Genomic DNA, 14648 nt, shown 5'->3' on the forward strand with positions numbered 1-14648 from the left:
CAGGGCGGGGGTGCGGGTCACAGGCGGACGAGCATTTTGCCGGTGTTGGCGCCGTGCAGCATGCCGAGGAAGGCTTCCGGGGCGCGGTCGATGCCGTGCACGGTCGTTTCCCGGGTGTGCAGGCTGCCGTCCGCGAGCCATTTCGTCGCCTGGGTCAGGTAGGCCGGGAACTTGTCGTAGTGGTCGACCACGAGCAGGCCCTTCAGGGTCAGTTGCCGAAGCACCAGGTCGTAGAGGTTGCTCGGGCCCGGGACCGGCTCGGTGGCGTTGTAGCCGCTGATCATGCCGACGATGGCGGCCCGCCCATGCATCCGCATCGCCCCGATCGCGGCCTCCAGGTGGTCTCCGCCGACGTTGTCCACGTACACGTCGATGCCCTCCGGCGCCGCCTCCGCCAACTGCTCCGCGATCGAACCGGCCCGGTAGTCGATGGCGGCGTCGAAGCCGAACACGTCCGTCAGGATCCGACCCTTCTCGGGCCCGCCGGCCGATCCGATCACCCGGGACGCGCCGAGGTTGCGGGCGATCTGCCCGGCCAGGCTGCCCACCGCGCCGGCCGCGCCGGAGACGAAGACCACGTCGCCCGGACGTACCGGAGCGACCTCGGCGACCGCGAGATAGGCGGTGAAGCCGACCTGCCCCAGTGCGCCGAGGTGGTCCTGCGGGCGAGTGGCCGAGACGTCCAGGACGGTGGCCTCGGCGCCGTCGATCACCGCGTACTCGCGCCATCCGGCGAAGTGCGACACCGTCGCGCCCACGGCGACCTCCGCGCTGCGGGAGGCCACCACCTCGCCGACCGCGTGGCCCTCCAGCACGGCGCCGATGGCGAACGGGACGATGTAGGAGGCGTCGTCGTTCATCCGGCCGCGCATGTACGGGTCCACCGACATCCAGGTGTTGCGAACCAGGATCTGCCCTTCGGCGGGCTCCGGGATCTCCGTCTCGACCAATGCGAAGTTCGCCGGCTCCGGTTCGCCCACCGGGCGCGACGCCAAGTGGATTTCCCGGTTCACGGAGGGACGCGGGGTGTTGGTGCCGTTGGTGCTGTCGGTGTTGTTGTTCTTTGGCTTCATCGCGGGGACTTCCTTGTCTGTGTCTCTCGGTCGGTGCGGCACTCCATACGTTGGCGGACCGCACTTCCGGTTTCCTTCCGATCGGCTGTAGGTCCGTCCGTGTGGGGTAGCGTGCGAGGGTGCGATTCGGGGTGCTCGGCCCGCTGGCCGTCTGGACGGAGGACGGCGCGTCGGTGCCGATCCCAGAGGCGAAGGTGCGCGCGCTGCTCGCGGACCTGCTGATCCACGAGGGCCGACCGGTGCCGGCCGACCGGCTGATCGAGGACCTGTGGGGCCGCCGACTCCCGCGCAACCCCGTCGCCACATTGCAGACCCGGGTGTCCCAACTGCGCCGCGCCCTGGAGGCCGCCGAACCGGGTGGACGGGACCTGGTGGTGTGGCAGCCGCCCGGCTACCGCCTCGCCGTCTCGCCCGACGCCGTGGACGCGGGCCGCTTCCGGGTCCTGGTGGAGCGGGCCAGGACCACCGAGGACGCGCAGACCCGGAAGACGCTGCTGACCGATGCGTTGGCACTGGGACGCGGGCCCGCGTACGCCGACGTCGCCGACGAGGAGTTCGCCCGCTCGGTGGCCGTGCGGCTGGACAAGGAACGGATCACCGCCCAGGGGGAGCACGCGCTGGCCCGGCTCGATCTGGGCGAACAACCGTCCCCGGTCGACGAGATCGGCGACCTGGTGACCCGTCACCCGCTGTGCGAACGGCTGCGCGCGGTGTACATGCGGGCCCTGTACCTGGCCGGGCGGCAGAGCGAGGCGCTGGCGGTGTACGCGGAACTGCGCGAGCGGCTCGCGGACGAACTGGGCGTGGACCCGGGGCCGGAACTGGCGGCGCTGTACGAGCGGATCCTCAGGCAGGATCCCGGGTTGCAGGCGACGGCGCGGGGTTCGGCGATGGTGGATTCCCGCGCGGGGGCGGCCGTTGCGCCGGGACGGGTTTCGGACTCGGCAGCGGGGTCGGGTTCTGTTCCCGAGTCCGGCTCCGGCTCGGGCTCGCTTTCGGGCTCCGGCTCCGGCTCGGGTTCCGTCGCGTTTGCCGCTGCCCCGGCCGTGCCGGTCGGGTTGCCCGTCGCGCTTACGCCGTTGGTCGGTCGGGCGGACGCGATGGCTCGGGTGCGGGCGCTGATGGCCACGGAACGGCTGGTCACCCTGACCGGTCCCGGCGGTGTGGGCAAAACCGCGCTGGCGGTCGAGGCGGCCCGGGACGCACCACCGCCGGTCGCAGATGGCCTCCCAGGCGTCGAGGCGGTCGGATTCGTCGACCTTGTGGACCTCGACCGCGCCACCGCCACCCCGGCGGACGTCGCCGCGACGATCGCCCGGGACCTGGGCCTCGCCCCGGGAGTCGTCGGCGAACCGCGCCCGTTGGCCGCCGCGTTGGCGTCTCGGCGGCTGCTCCTGGTGTTGGACACCTGCGAGCACGTCGTCGACGCGGTTGCCACCGTTGCCGAGGGGCTGCTTCGGGCGGTGCCCGGTCTGCGGATTCTGGCCACCGGTCGGGAGCCGCTGGCCGTACCGGGCGAGCGGTTGTGGCCCGTTCCGCCCCTGCCGGTACCCGCGTCGGAGACGGCACCGGAGGACGCGATGGGCCATGCGGCCGTGGAGCTGTTCGTCGAGCGGGTCGCCGCGACCGTACCGGGCTTCCGTCTCGACGCCGACAACGCCGCCGACGTGGTCACGATCTGCCGTCGTCTGGACGGGATCCCGCTCGCACTGGAACTGGCCGCCGGCCGGGTACGCGGCCTCGGCGTCGCGGAGGTGGCCGCGCGCCTGGACGATCGATTCGCGATCGTGGCCTCGGGCCGTCGGGCCGGCCCGACCCGACACCGCACCCTGAGCGCCACGCTCGACTGGAGTTGGGAACTGCTCTCCCCACCCGAACAGGCCGTGCTGCGCCGCCTGTCCGTGGCCGAGGGCGGCCGGCGGCTCCCGGACGTGATCGAGGTCGCCCTGGCGGGCGGCGGCGACCTCGATGTCGTCGACGCCCTGACGCGCCTGGTGGACCGCTCCCTCGTCGCGATGACGATCGAACTCGACGGCCCCCGCTACCGGTTGGCCGAATCGGTGCGGGCGTACGCCCTGGACCGGCTGTGGGAAGCCGGCGAACTCGCGGGCCGACCGGCGCCGACCTGAGGGACGACCGCCCTTGACGGTGCGGCGGCGGGTACCGCATCGGTGGACGCGCTACGCCGGGTGTTCCGCGCTCTCGGGGTGGGCGGTGTCCGTACCGGCGGCGGTGAAGACGACGTCCTCGGCGTGCGGGACGATCTCGACCTCGTCGCCCAGCGCCCATTCGGCCACCCGTGAGACCATCCGGGCCGGTACCGCCTCGCTGATCCCGGGCGCGGCCGGGATGTCGTACGTGGCGTGCGCGTCGTGCGGCAGCACCACGCGGTAGCCGCGTTCCAGCGCGGCCCGTGCGGTCGCTCCCACGCACATCTCGGACATCACGCCGCACACGGCGACGCCGGCCACCTCCGCCGCGGCCAGGACCTCGGCCAGCGACGTACCGTCGAAGCCGTCGTCCTCGGTCTTGCGGATCACCACCTCGCGGGGACCGGGCCGTACCGGCAGCATCAACTCCCAACCGGGGGAGCCGGTTTCGTCGTCCGCGCCGACCGGTCCGTCGTTCTGGAGATGCACCACCAGCGACCCGCGCGCCCGTGCCTCGGTGAGCAGGGCGCCGACCCGATCCAGCACACGCGCGGCGTCCGGGACCGCACCCCCGCCGGTGACGAAGGCCACCTGTGCGTCCACGATGATCAATGCCGAGACGGCGTCCACGTTCTGCGTCATGCCACCCCATCCTGCCTGGTCATCCGCGACGGTGGCGAGGGGGTCGAAGCTTGGGCGACTCGAGTTTGAAATAGGTTGCTCGTGGGTGTCACACGGGGATGCCCGGCATCGTCAACGTGGTGTCGCAGCAGATCGGGGCCGAGCGGCCCCGGGACGGATACGAAGAGGGAGAACACCATGGAGACTGGTTCGAGGATCGCGGTCGTCGGAGCCACCGGTCGGGCCGGGCGGCACGTGGCCGACGTGCTCCGGGAGCGCGGGCACGACGTGGTCGCGATCTCGCGGTCCGCCGGCGTGGATGTGATCACCGGCACGGGGCTCACCGAGGCGCTGGAGGGGGTCGACTGCGTCATCGACGTGTCCAGCACACCCTCGCCCGACCAACAGGAGGCCACCGAGTTCTTCACCACCTCGGCGCGCAACCTCCAGGCGGCGGGTGCCAAGACCGGCGTGCGGCGCATGGTGGTCGCCTCGATCATCGGCATCGACGCCTCGGTCGCGGGCTACAACGCGGCCAAGCTGGCCCACGAACAGGCCGTGCTCGCCGGTCCGGTGCCGGTGCGGATCCTGCGCGCGGCGCAATTCCACGAGTTCGTCGAGGAGTTGGCGAGCTGGGGGATTCGCGGCGAGGTGTGCTACGTGCCGAAAATGCGTACCCAGCTGATCGGCGCGCGGGCCGTGGCGGAGAGTCTGGTCGAACTGGCCACCGGTGACGGGCCGATCGCGGAGACGGCGGGTACCCCGTTCGCGGAGATCGCCGGTCCGCGCGAGGAGAACCTCGCCGAGATGGCGCAACTGGTGCTGGAGCGGCGTGGCCACACGGTCCGCGTCGAGGAGGTGAGCGACCCGGCCAACCCGGATCGCGACCTGTTCGAGAACGGCGGCCTGCTCCCCGGCCCGCACGCCACCCTCGCGGGCCCGACCTACCGCGACTGGCTCGCCGGCACCACGGCGTGACCCGCCTGTGGGCGGACCACGCCACCGCGTGACCCGTATGCGCGGACGGCCGTCCCGGGTGGGCATGCCCCACCCGGGGCCGGGCACCGTCGGCACTTGTACCGGCCCACCCTGGGCCGTCCCCGGTCAGGTCGTTGTCGGAACCGAACGCGTCGCCCAGATCTCGCGTTCGGCGGCCAGGGTGTCACCGGCGACGTAGGGCGTCGTGTCCCACACCATCGTCTCGCGGCCCGAGCGGGTGTAGCGCGGCCAGGACCGCCCCGGGTCGAGGTCGCGGACGAACGACACCCAGGCCCCGTGCATCGCCTCGGCCAGTGCGACGGGGGCGTCGGGGCCGGTCGCGTCCTGCGCGCGTTCGGCGCCGAGCAGGTCGAAGGCGAACGGCAGGTCGAGGCAGTGGAACGCCTGGCCGGCGAACATCGGGGCGGTGGAGCGCCATTCGAAGGCGTACATCCAGGTCGGCCGGCCCTGGCCCGCACGCGCCTCGGCGATCGACGAGGCGGCGGCGCGGAACAGCGAGTCGGTGATCGCCTGGCCGATCACCCCGGCGGGGGTCGCGCCCTCGTGCAGCGCGAGGTAGGCCGAGGTGCCCTCGGGCGACAGGCCGATCGAGCCGAGTACGCCGACGGCTGCCTCGATCGGGGCGTCCGCCATGCCGAGTTCGGCGGCGAAGTTGAACTCGTGGTGGGTCGCGCCGAGCATCAGCGGGGCCGGTGAGGCCGAGCCGTCCCGGAACGCGCCGTGTACGTCTTCGGGGATCAACTCGCCGTCGGCGAACGGCGCGAGGAGCAGTTCGGGCAGCGACGCGGCGCCGTCCTCGGGCGCGGTGACCAGGTCCTGCAGACGCTGTAGCTCCTCGTGCGAGAGGTCGCGCAGCGCGGCGGCGGTGGCGGGCAGGCCGGTGCGGGCGGTGAAGCGCGCGGCCACGGCGAGGCCGTCGGCGCGGCGCTGCGGGTCCATCACCGCGCCGGAGACCGAGATGCCGGCCCGGAACAATTCGTGCGCGGACGGGGTGGCCATCAGCGTCTGCACCGCGCCGCCCCCGGCCGACTGGCCGGCGATGGTCACCTTGGCGGGGTCGCCGCCGAAGGCCGCGATGTTGTCGCGGACCCAGCGCAGGGCGGCGATCCAGTCCAGCACGGCCCGGTTGTCGGGCGCGTCCGCCAGGTGCAGGAAACCCTCGATGCCGAGTCGGTAGCCGTGCGAGACCAGGACCACACCGTCGCGGTTGAAGGTACGGCCGTCGTACCAGGGGCTGGCGGCGGAGCCGGCCACGAAGCCGCCGCCGTGGATCCAGACCAGTACGGGCAGCGCGGCGTCCGGGGTGGGGTCGGGGGTGAACACGTTGAGGTTGAGTACGTCGTCGCCCGGGATCGACGGCTCGGGGATGATGGTCGGCCCCTCGCCGAAGCCGCGACGCTGGGCGGTGGGCCCGTAGGCGGTGGCGGCCAGCGGCTCGGTCCACGGCTCCGGGACCTCGGGGGCGGCGAAGCGGAGGTCGCCGACGGGCGGCTTGGCGTAGGGGATGCCCAGGAAGCGGGCGGACCGGTCCTGCCACACACCCCGGACGGGGCCCAGGGTGGTGGTGACGAGGGGCTGCTGGGACACGGGCGATCCTTGGGTGCGGGGTCGGGGGTCGGGGGTGGTCGGCGTTCGACGGGTACGACGGTTCTTGTCGAGGTCTTGTCGGTGAGTATCGACCCGGGTCAATAAATATTGCAAGAGTTGAAAAAAATAATCACCGGAGCGGGGGAAGCCAGGGCACAATCGACGACGTGAATACCGCCGCAACGCCCGACCCGGGGCCGGGGCCCGACTCCGGCCTCCGCCGCAGTCCCAGTCCCAGCCCCACCGACACCGCCGCCGTGCGGCGTCACAACCTGGCGCTGGTCCTGCGCGAGATCGCCGCCCACGGGCCCTGCGCGCGGACCGAGGTCGCGGCGGCCACCGGCCTGGTCCACGCGTCGGTCACCGCGCTGGCCGCCGAACTGATCGGGCGCGGCCTGGTGGCCGAGGTCGGCTCGGCCTCCTCCGGTGGACGGGGTCGGCCGCGTCGGCTGTTGCGCCTGGTGCCGGGGCGGGTGGTGGCGATCGCGGTACAGGTGACCCTGGAGCGGGTCGAGGTGCTGGCGGCCGACCTGGCCGGCGAGGTGGTGCACCGCGCGTCCGTCCCGCACCACGCGCCGTTCGGCGACCCCGAGCCGCTGGCCGCCGTACTCGCCGACGCCATCCGCCGCGCCGAGGAGGTGGTCCGCACACGGCCCGACGCACACCTCGCGCGGGTCGTGATCGCCATGGCCGGGCCGATCACCGGGCCCGGCCACACCGTCGCCGCCGCGATCGACTTCGGCTGGGCCAGGACCGATCTGCGGGCGCTGGTGACGGCGCACCTGCCGGACCTGGCCTGCCCGGTGGACCTGGTCAACGACGCGAACGTGGCGGCCCTGGCCGAGTACCACGCCCGCGCCGAACAGGGCGGCGAACTACCGCACGCCGTCGTGTACATCAAGGCCGACACCGGCGTCGGCGGCGGCCTGGTGGTGGGCGGCCGAATCCACACCGGCACACACGGCCTGGCCGGCGAGGTGGGCCACATCCCCCTCGCCTTCGACGGCCCCGACTGCCCCTGCGGCGCACACGGCTGCCTGGCCATGTACGTCGGCCCCGAACCCCTCACCGCGGCCGCCGGCCTCGCCGACATCGCCACACACGAGGGCGTCGACGCGGCCCTGACCGAACTCGACCACCGCCTACGAGCCGGCGACCCGACCGCAACCGAAGCCCTCACCGCCGCCGGCCGCGCGGTCGGCGCCGCGGTACTGGCCATCACCGGCCTGGTCGACCCGGCCGAGGTAATCCTCGGCGGCTACCTGGCCACCTGGTACCCCTGGCTTACCAACGGCATCGACACCACCCTGTCCGGCCGCCGCGCAGTGGCCCCCCACCTGGAACCCACCATCACGGCGGGCAAGCTGTCCGAGGAAGCCACCCTGAGGGGCGCGCTACAAACCAGCCGAGAAACCACCTTGAACACCCCGACCCAGGTCCCACACCTGACCCCCCAGGCCCCCTGACCCCGCCGACACCGCCGAACGCCTCGCCGTGGGCTTGTGGGCCGGGCCATGACCGCGGATGCCGTCGAGCCGGCCCGGGCCGAGATCGAACCCGGCCCCGGAGCAGGCCGCCGATGCCGCCATCGACAGTGCTTGCCGCATGCTGCGGCTGCCCGATCCTCGCTCAGCTCTTCCGCTCACCCAGGACACAGAATTCGTTGCCCTCCGGGTCGAGGAGGGTCACCCAGTGCTGTTCGTTCTGCACGGCGTCGGCGCGCCGGGCGCCGAGGGAGAGCAGCCGGGCGACCTCGGCTTCCTGGTCGTCGGGGCGGAAGTCGGGGTGGAGCCGGTTTTTCGATGTCTTGCCCTCGGGGACAGGCACGAAGAGCAGCCCCGGCATCCGGTCCGGTTCGGGCCGGATCTCGATGATCTCCTCGGATTCGTCGACCACCACCCAGCCGAGAGCCTCGGCCCACCAGCGCCCGAGGGCGACGGGGTCGGAGGAGTCGACGATGATCTGTTCCCATTCGAGTGCCATGGGCGTGAGCATAAAACAGGGCTGGCCGGCTGCCAGGGCTGGGGGTGAATGCCGTCGACCGCCGGTCCGGTGTGCGGATCGTGTCCCGCGAGAGCGGTGAGCAGCGGGATGTCGTGGCAGCAAGTCGCGAGAAGTGATCGCGGCTAGACCACGCCAGGGGACCCCCCGCACGCCGGCGGCGGTCCGTTGCATGACGGGCGCCTTTCGCGACAACGTGTTCCCGGCCCGCTGACCCCGTCGACGGCCCCACCCGGGTGGGAATGCGGAAGGGAGTCTGCCGCATTCCCGTACATGCTTGTGACCATGGAGTCCCCTTCCCGCGTACCCCACCTCCCGGTGTCCCGCCGCGTGCTCAACCGGACGCTGATCGCCCGTCAGATGCTCGCCGCGCGCACCCGCCGGCCCGCCGCGCAGGTTGTCCGGCACCTGGTCGCCATGCAGGCGCAGGAGCCGAACTGGCCTTATGTCGGCCTGTGGTCGCGCATCGCGGAGTTTCGGCACGCGGAGTTGACCGACCTGTACACGGACAAGGACGTGGTCCGCGGCCCGCTCCTGCGCGGCACCCAGCACCTCGCCGCCGCCGAGGACTACGCCTGGATCCGACCGCACTTCCAACCCGCGCCCGGGACCGAGCTGCGCGCGAGCTACTACGCCGCCGAGACGCGCGGCCTCGAACCCGACGAACTCGCCGCCACGGGACGTAAGTTGCTCGCCGACGGGCAGCTCGCCCGGCGCGAACTCGGCCGGCTCCTGGGTGAGCGGTATCCCGGTCGTTCCGGATATGTGCTCGCGGCGGCGGTCCAGCGCATGTTGCCCATCGTGCACCCGACGCCCAACGGCGTGTGGGGCGGCTGGGGCAACCGGCCGTCGGTGCCGATGGCCCTGGCGCCGGTCTGGACCGGGCGGGCGATGGACCCCACCCGTGACATCCGCGAGCTGGTCGAGCGCTACCTGGCCGCGTTCGGCCCGGCGAGTGTGGCGGACGTACAGGCCTGGTCCGGGCTCAAGCGGCTGCGCGCGGTGATCGAGGCCATGCCGCTGCGGGTTTTGCGCGACGCGGACGGGCGCGACCTGTACGACCTCCCCGACGCCGAACTGGCCGCCGAGGACGCCCCCGCCCCGGTCCGGTTCCTGCCCGCCTTCGACAACGCCGTACTCGGCCACGCCGACCGGACCCGGATCCTGCCCGACGAGTACCGCCGCCGGGTCCTGCCGGGCAACTCGCTCGTGCTGCCCACGTTTCTCGTCGACGGGTTCATTGCCGGTACCTGGTCCGTACACCCCACCGGCCTGCGCCTGACCCCCTTCACCCCGCTGTCCGCCGAAACCACCGACGCGGTCATGGCCGAGGCGGCCCGGCTGTGCACGTTCGCCGCGCCGGCCGACTCCGCCGCCCGCGACGTCGAGATCGTGCCCCAGGGGTGATCACGAGGGCGCTGCCCATCCCCCACCTGGGGGATGGGCACCCGCCCACCCGCCGCGCACGATCGATCGGGTCGGAATCCGCCCACCCGAGGAGCGCGCAGCATGCAGGCCGTCATCGCCACCCGCCACGGCGGACCCGAGGTGCTGAGCACCGTCGACACCCATCCCACGCCGCGGCCCACCCGGGGCCGGGTCCTGGTGGCGGTCGCCGCGAGCGGGATCAACTACATCGACATCAGCCAGCGCCGCGGCGTGTTCGCCGTACCCACTCCGTTCGTCCCCGGTGTCGAGGGCGCCGGCACCGTCCTGGAAACCGGCCCGGACGTGGCCGGCGTCGCCGTCGGCGACCGGGTCGCCTGGGCCATGGACGGCTCGGTGACCACCGCGTACGGCGCCTACGCGCAGCGCGCCGTGGTCCGCGCCGACCGCCTGGTACCGATCCCGCCCCGCCTCGACGCGGAATCCGCCGCCTCGGTCCTGATGCACGGGATGACCGCGCACTACCTCACCCACGACGCCTACCGGATCCGCCCCGGCGACACCGTCCTGGTACACGCCGCCGCCGGCGGTCTGGGCGGCCTGCTCACCCAGTACGCCGTCGCCCGCGGCGCCCGCGTGATCGCCACCGTCTCCGGACCCGACAAGCACGCCCGGGCCCGTGCCGCAGGCGCCGCCCTCGTGCTCGACTACGCCGGATTCGCCGACCGGGTCCGCGAGGCGACCGCCGGGCAGGGCGTGGACGCGGTCTACGACGGCGTCGGCGCGGCCACCTTCGACGCCGGCCTGGCGAGCCTGCGTCCGCGCGGCACGATGGTGCTGCTCGGCGGGATCAGCGGCCCGGTCCGCGACTTCGACACCGGCCGACTGCTCGCCGGCGGGTCGCTGCACCTGACCCGACCGGGGATCGCCGACTACATCCGCGACCGGGACGAGCTCCTGCTGCGCGCCCGCGACGTGTTCGCCCGCACCGGGGACGGCACGCTGCGCCCGCACCTGGGCGGCCGGTACCCGCTGGCCGAGGCCCGCCGAGCACACGAGGACCTGGAGAGCCGCCGAACGACCGGGAAGCTTCTGCTGATCCCGGAGGTTGACTGAATCCGAAACCGAACCCGAAAACCGGATCCGAAAGCCTTCGACCCGACCAACCCGACCAACCCGACCAACCCGACCAACCCGACCAACCCGACCAGCCCGACCAACCCCCGACCGGCCCCGACCAGCTCCCGGCCCCGTCCCGACCAGTCCCGACCCGCCCCCGATCAGGACGGACCCCCATGACCCGCCGACCCGACACCGACGCCTGGAAGCGCGACGAGCTGCTCGCCCGCGCCGCCGACGCGCCGGACGCGCTCGCGTTGTTCGCCGGCGCGTCCACCCGGCTGCGCCGCCTGGTGCCCTTCGACGCCGCCGTGTGGCGCGCCACCGATCCGCTCACCGGGCTGATCGCCGCGCCGATCCGGGTGGAGAACCTGGACGAGGAGGGCTGCGCCGCGTTCTGGACCAGCGAGTCGGACCCGGACACGGTCAACGCGTTCCGGGACCTGGTCGACGCCCGCGTCCCGGCGGCCGCGCTGCGGGAGAGCACCGGCGATCGGCCCGAACTCGGCCCCCTCTACGACGCGTACCTGCGCCCGCGTCGTTTCGGCGACGAACTGCGCGCGGTGTTGCGGGTGGGCGGGCGGCCGTGGGGCAGCGTGAGCCTGTTCCGCGACCGGGACCGGCCCGCCTTCACCGCCGCCGACACCGAACTGGTCGCCGGCCTGTCCGCGCCGCTCGCCGGGCGGCTGCGCGGGTTCCTGCGGCCGGCGGAGGTCTCGGCCGACGCGGTCGCCGAGGCGGGAGAGGCCACCGGCGTACTGCTCTTCGACCGCGCCGGGCGCCTGGTCTCGGCCAACGAACAGGCCCGCGCCCGGATCGCGAGCGTGACCGGCGAGCCGGGCGACCCCACGGCGCCGATGACACCGATCTGGATCGCCACCCTGGCCGCCGCCGGGACCGGCCGGGTCCGGGTGCGTACCCGGGCCGGGCGCTGGCTGGTGTGCCACGCGTCCCGGCTGAGCGGCGACGACGCGTTCACCGTGGTGATGATCGAGGCGGCCCCGGCGTCCGAGGTGTCCACGATCATCGTCGAGACGTTCGAACTGACCGCGCGCGAGACGGAGATCACCCGGCTGGTCACGAGCGGCCTGGCCACCGACGAGATCGCCCGCCGGCTGCACATCTCCACGCACACCGTGCGCGACCACATCAAGTCCGTGCTGGGCAAGGTCGGCGTCGCCAGCCGAGGCGAACTGGTCGCCAAACTCTTCACCGAATACGTGGCCCCGGCCACCGCGCCGGCGGTACACCGGGTCCGCACGGCGAGCTGACCCGGTGGCGATGGCCGGGGGTACGGGGCGCTGCGGATGCTCGTGGCGGTGACCGGTATCGGCTACGCCGTCGCCGCGTTCCTGGTCCGCTCGCTGCGGGTGACCGCGACGGGCGGTCCGGGGAACGGGACACCTCCGGGCCGAGCGAGCCGAAGTCGCGGGCCGCCGGGGGATCGTGGATCACCGCGCTCGACGTGGCCAACCTCCCGTACGCGTTCTGCTTCAACGTCCTGGAGTGGCGCTGCCCGCGGTGCCGGTCTCCCACCTGCACGCGTCGCCGGCCCGGTCCGCCGGCATCTTCGTGGCCACCACGCCCGCCCATCGCCTCGGCCGCGCACTGTCCCGCTTCCGGCTCTCCTCCGGGCTCGGCGCCGCGGCGTCGCCCGCGGTACTGATGGCGCTGTTCGCGGTGGGGCCGGGCCCCGGCACGGCCGACGGGGCCCGGTCGGTGATCGACCGGGCCCCGTCGTGAGGGTGGTGCCGCGACCCGGGCCGCGAGCGCCGACTACGCCGGGGGCGCGACGCCCGCGAGCGCGGTCGTCACGCTCGTGACCAGGCCGAGGAGGTCCTTGGCGATGTTGGTGACCACGGCCGGCACGTCGGGGTTCGGAGAGCCCGGGGGAACCGCGACGAGCGCCTGAACCGCCTTGAGCAGGTCCTGGCCGTCCTTGAGCAGCGCGGCCACCGCGTCGGCCGGCGACAGCGGCACGGCCGACGACCCCGCGCGTGCCGGAGGGGCGACGGGGGTGGCCGGGAGCTTGTCCAGCAGCGCCTTGGCCAGGGCCTCCAGGGAGGCGACCGCGTCGTTGACCTTGGCCACGTCGGGCGGGACGGCCGTGGCCGCCGCGACCAGGTCGCCGACCGCCTTGGTCACCGCACCGACCGCGCCCAGCTGGTCGATCAGCTGGGTCGCCGCGTCCGGCACGGCCACGGGAGCCGCGGCGACGGTGCGCGGTGTCGCCGAGGCGGTGCCGACCTCGGTGACGGCCACCGCCGCCCCGGCACCCATGAGGAGAGACAAGCCGGTGGCGGCGGCGACGATCCGGGTGTTGCGCATGACTGATGGACCCTTCCATAAGGAAACGGGGAGTGCCCATCAACGGTCACCCGGAATCTCACATACAGCAACCGGGACATCACACAGTGTATTGAACCCTGGCGGGTCGCCCGCCTGCTCCCGCGTATCGACGATGGCCTCCTTGCGCGAGCCGCACGATTTGCGCGACGGGGCGCGGCCATCGTCGGGGTGTACGGGGCCGTCGCGCGCCGCTTGTGAGCCGCAGACCCGGACCGGGGAACTCCGCAAGCCGTGGCGAAGGTTGCCGGTGTGACAGGTGGCCGGCGCCGATTGTCCGGGCCGACCGTCGGACGGGGACGAGAGGCAACCACGTGGACGCGACCGCGATCGTCGAACTGCTCGACACACCCGAGGCCCGGGCGAATCCTTATCCGCTGTACGAACAGGCCCACCGGCTGGGCCCGGTGGCGCGGGTGAGCGACACGCTCGTCCTGGTCACCGGGTACGCCGCCGTCGACCGCGTGCTGCGCGACCGGGACTTCGGCGTGGTCGATCCCGAGCTGAACGCCACGATGTTCGGCTATCATCCCGAACCGCCGTCGCTGGAACTGTTCGGCCGCTCGATCCTGCAGGCCAACCAGCCCGCGCACACCCGGATGCGCGCGACCGCCATGCTCGCTCGACTGGAGGCGACGGTGGCCTTCCCACGATTCCTGGCCCGCTTTCCCGCGTCGGCCCAGGCGCCGGGCGCGGTTCGGGACGACCGCCTGCTGTTGCGTGGATACGGTGAACTCCCGATCACCGTGGGCGGTTGATCACCCGACAAGCGACAACGGGGCGACGCCCCGGCCGATGGGCGGCCGGGGCGTCGCGAGGGTCTGTGCCAACTTGCGCTCGCGCTGGGCGACATGGATCGATTCGAGTGGGGTCACGCGGGTCGGTTCACCCGGCCGCGGAGTCCCCGTGGGCGGCGCGCTCGTAGATCCGCTTGCCTCGGCCCGGCGGCAACGCGGGCTCCAGCTCCGGCAGAACCTCGGCCAGGAGTCGCTCGAAGTCGTCGTTGTCGAGCCACTCGGGCTCGGCCTCGGGCTGTCGCTGATGCTCGTCCATCCCCCGATGCTGCCACGTGACGATGTGGTTGGCTGCCACAGAAGCCCAATCGATTGGCAAACGGCATCCCAACCCATTCAGGGCAAGACGACCAAGCCCTGTCCGGAATGGGCCGGTTCGGCCTGATTCACCGGCTCGCACAGGAGGTGGGGCGGCCTGGTGACGTCCACTACATTCACGCGCGCCGACCCTGATCGGTTCCCGAATCCGTCGGCGAATCCGACCGGTGGTCCCCGCCGCCCCGAAATCCGAGAGCGGGGCGGGGAGTCCGCGCGCGTCCGTGGCCGAGAATCTCACCGCAGGAGCGGCCCGG

At 73.0% G+C, this 14648-nt stretch carries 14 protein-coding genes; 8 read left to right on the top strand and 6 right to left on the bottom strand.

Going from position 1 to position 14648, the window contains the following annotated elements:
• Positions 1-17: 17 nt before the first annotated feature.
• Entirely contained in the window at positions 18-1073 is a 1056-nt protein-coding gene (locus tag ACMXN5_RS41510) for an NADP-dependent oxidoreductase (RefSeq protein ID WP_439680048.1), read from the bottom strand.
• A 119-nt stretch (positions 1074-1192) separates the two neighbouring features.
• Between ACMXN5_RS41510 and ACMXN5_RS41515 the strand changes: the two genes are divergently transcribed.
• The gene (locus tag ACMXN5_RS41515) at positions 1193-3202 is read left to right on the top strand and encodes an AfsR/SARP family transcriptional regulator (RefSeq protein ID WP_439680049.1); all 2010 of its coding nucleotides are present in this window, start codon (positions 1193-1195) and stop codon (positions 3200-3202) included.
• A 51-nt stretch (positions 3203-3253) separates the two neighbouring features.
• Here the strand turns inward: ACMXN5_RS41515 and ACMXN5_RS41520 are convergent, their stop codons facing one another.
• Positions 3254-3865, bottom strand: a complete 612-nt coding sequence (locus ACMXN5_RS41520; RefSeq protein WP_439680050.1) for an isochorismatase family protein — start codon at positions 3863-3865, stop codon at positions 3254-3256.
• Between the two features lie 177 nt (positions 3866-4042).
• On the opposite strand from ACMXN5_RS41520, the gene ACMXN5_RS41525 reads away from it, so the two are divergent.
• Complete coding sequence (locus tag ACMXN5_RS41525) at positions 4043-4822, top strand: SDR family oxidoreductase (protein ID WP_439680051.1); 780 nt, start codon at positions 4043-4045, stop codon at positions 4820-4822.
• Positions 4823-4948: 126 nt separating this feature from the next.
• Here the strand turns inward: ACMXN5_RS41525 and ACMXN5_RS41530 are convergent, their stop codons facing one another.
• Positions 4949-6430 carry a carboxylesterase/lipase family protein gene (locus ACMXN5_RS41530; protein WP_439680052.1) on the bottom strand — a complete coding sequence of 494 codons (1482 nt, stop codon included), beginning with the start codon at positions 6428-6430 and terminating at the stop codon, positions 4949-4951.
• A 167-nt stretch (positions 6431-6597) separates the two neighbouring features.
• On the opposite strand from ACMXN5_RS41530, the gene ACMXN5_RS41535 reads away from it, so the two are divergent.
• A complete protein-coding gene (locus ACMXN5_RS41535; RefSeq protein WP_439680053.1) occupies positions 6598-7896 on the top strand; it encodes an ROK family transcriptional regulator in 1299 nt (432 codons plus the stop codon).
• Positions 7897-8059: 163 nt separating this feature from the next.
• On the opposite strand, the gene ACMXN5_RS41540 is transcribed toward ACMXN5_RS41535, so the two are convergent.
• Positions 8060-8413, bottom strand: coding sequence for a VOC family protein (locus ACMXN5_RS41540; protein WP_439680055.1), 354 nt, complete (start codon positions 8411-8413; stop codon positions 8060-8062).
• 303 nt (positions 8414-8716) lie between these two features.
• On the opposite strand from ACMXN5_RS41540, the gene ACMXN5_RS41545 reads away from it, so the two are divergent.
• The 4 genes from ACMXN5_RS41545 (at position 8717) to ACMXN5_RS41560 (ending at position 12679) form a co-directional block, all read left to right on the top strand.
• Entirely contained in the window at positions 8717-9838 is a 1122-nt protein-coding gene (locus ACMXN5_RS41545) for a winged helix DNA-binding domain-containing protein (RefSeq protein ID WP_439680056.1), read from the top strand.
• 102 nt (positions 9839-9940) lie between these two features.
• Complete coding sequence (locus ACMXN5_RS41550; protein WP_439680057.1) at positions 9941-10933, top strand: quinone oxidoreductase family protein; 993 nt, start codon at positions 9941-9943, stop codon at positions 10931-10933.
• A 179-nt stretch (positions 10934-11112) separates the two neighbouring features.
• Complete coding sequence (locus tag ACMXN5_RS41555; RefSeq protein ID WP_439680058.1) at positions 11113-12207, top strand: LuxR C-terminal-related transcriptional regulator; 1095 nt, start codon at positions 11113-11115, stop codon at positions 12205-12207.
• 235 nt (positions 12208-12442) lie between these two features.
• Positions 12443-12679, top strand: coding sequence for a hypothetical protein (locus tag ACMXN5_RS41560; protein ID WP_439680059.1), 237 nt, complete (start codon positions 12443-12445; stop codon positions 12677-12679).
• Between the two features lie 33 nt (positions 12680-12712).
• Here ACMXN5_RS41560 and ACMXN5_RS41565 read toward each other — a convergent pair whose 3' ends face one another.
• Positions 12713-13264 carry a hypothetical protein gene (locus ACMXN5_RS41565; RefSeq protein WP_439680060.1) on the bottom strand — a complete coding sequence of 184 codons (552 nt, stop codon included), beginning with the start codon at positions 13262-13264 and terminating at the stop codon, positions 12713-12715.
• Positions 13265-13596: 332 nt separating this feature from the next.
• Between ACMXN5_RS41565 and ACMXN5_RS41570 the strand changes: the two genes are divergently transcribed.
• Entirely contained in the window at positions 13597-14040 is a 444-nt protein-coding gene (locus ACMXN5_RS41570) for a hypothetical protein (RefSeq protein WP_439680061.1), read from the top strand.
• Positions 14041-14167: 127 nt separating this feature from the next.
• Here the strand turns inward: ACMXN5_RS41570 and ACMXN5_RS41575 are convergent, their stop codons facing one another.
• Positions 14168-14335 carry a hypothetical protein gene (locus ACMXN5_RS41575; RefSeq protein WP_439680062.1) on the bottom strand — a complete coding sequence of 56 codons (168 nt, stop codon included), beginning with the start codon at positions 14333-14335 and terminating at the stop codon, positions 14168-14170.
• Positions 14336-14648: the final 313 nt, after the last annotated feature.

It is taken from the genome of Embleya australiensis (genome assembly GCF_051903075.1).
Classification (GTDB): Bacteria; Actinomycetota; Actinomycetes; order Streptomycetales; family Streptomycetaceae; genus Embleya.

Coding starts and splice junctions, on each gene's coding strand:
- ACMXN5_RS41520 (WP_439680050.1), bottom strand. CDS start 3,865: ATGACGCAGAACGTGGACGCCGTCTCGGCATTGATCATCGTGGACGCA.
- ACMXN5_RS41575 (WP_439680062.1), bottom strand. CDS start 14,335: ATGGACGAGCATCAGCGACAGCCCGAGGCCGAGCCCGAGTGGCTCGAC.
- ACMXN5_RS41510 (WP_439680048.1), bottom strand. CDS start 1,073: ATGAAGCCAAAGAACAACAACACCGACAGCACCAACGGCACCAACACC.
- ACMXN5_RS41565 (WP_439680060.1), bottom strand. CDS start 13,264: ATGCGCAACACCCGGATCGTCGCCGCCGCCACCGGCTTGTCTCTCCTC.
- ACMXN5_RS41550 (WP_439680057.1), top strand. CDS start 9,941: ATGCAGGCCGTCATCGCCACCCGCCACGGCGGACCCGAGGTGCTGAGC.
- ACMXN5_RS41545 (WP_439680056.1), top strand. CDS start 8,717: ATGGAGTCCCCTTCCCGCGTACCCCACCTCCCGGTGTCCCGCCGCGTG.
- ACMXN5_RS41525 (WP_439680051.1), top strand. CDS start 4,043: ATGGAGACTGGTTCGAGGATCGCGGTCGTCGGAGCCACCGGTCGGGCC.
- ACMXN5_RS41540 (WP_439680055.1), bottom strand. CDS start 8,413: ATGGCACTCGAATGGGAACAGATCATCGTCGACTCCTCCGACCCCGTC.
- ACMXN5_RS41555 (WP_439680058.1), top strand. CDS start 11,113: ATGACCCGCCGACCCGACACCGACGCCTGGAAGCGCGACGAGCTGCTC.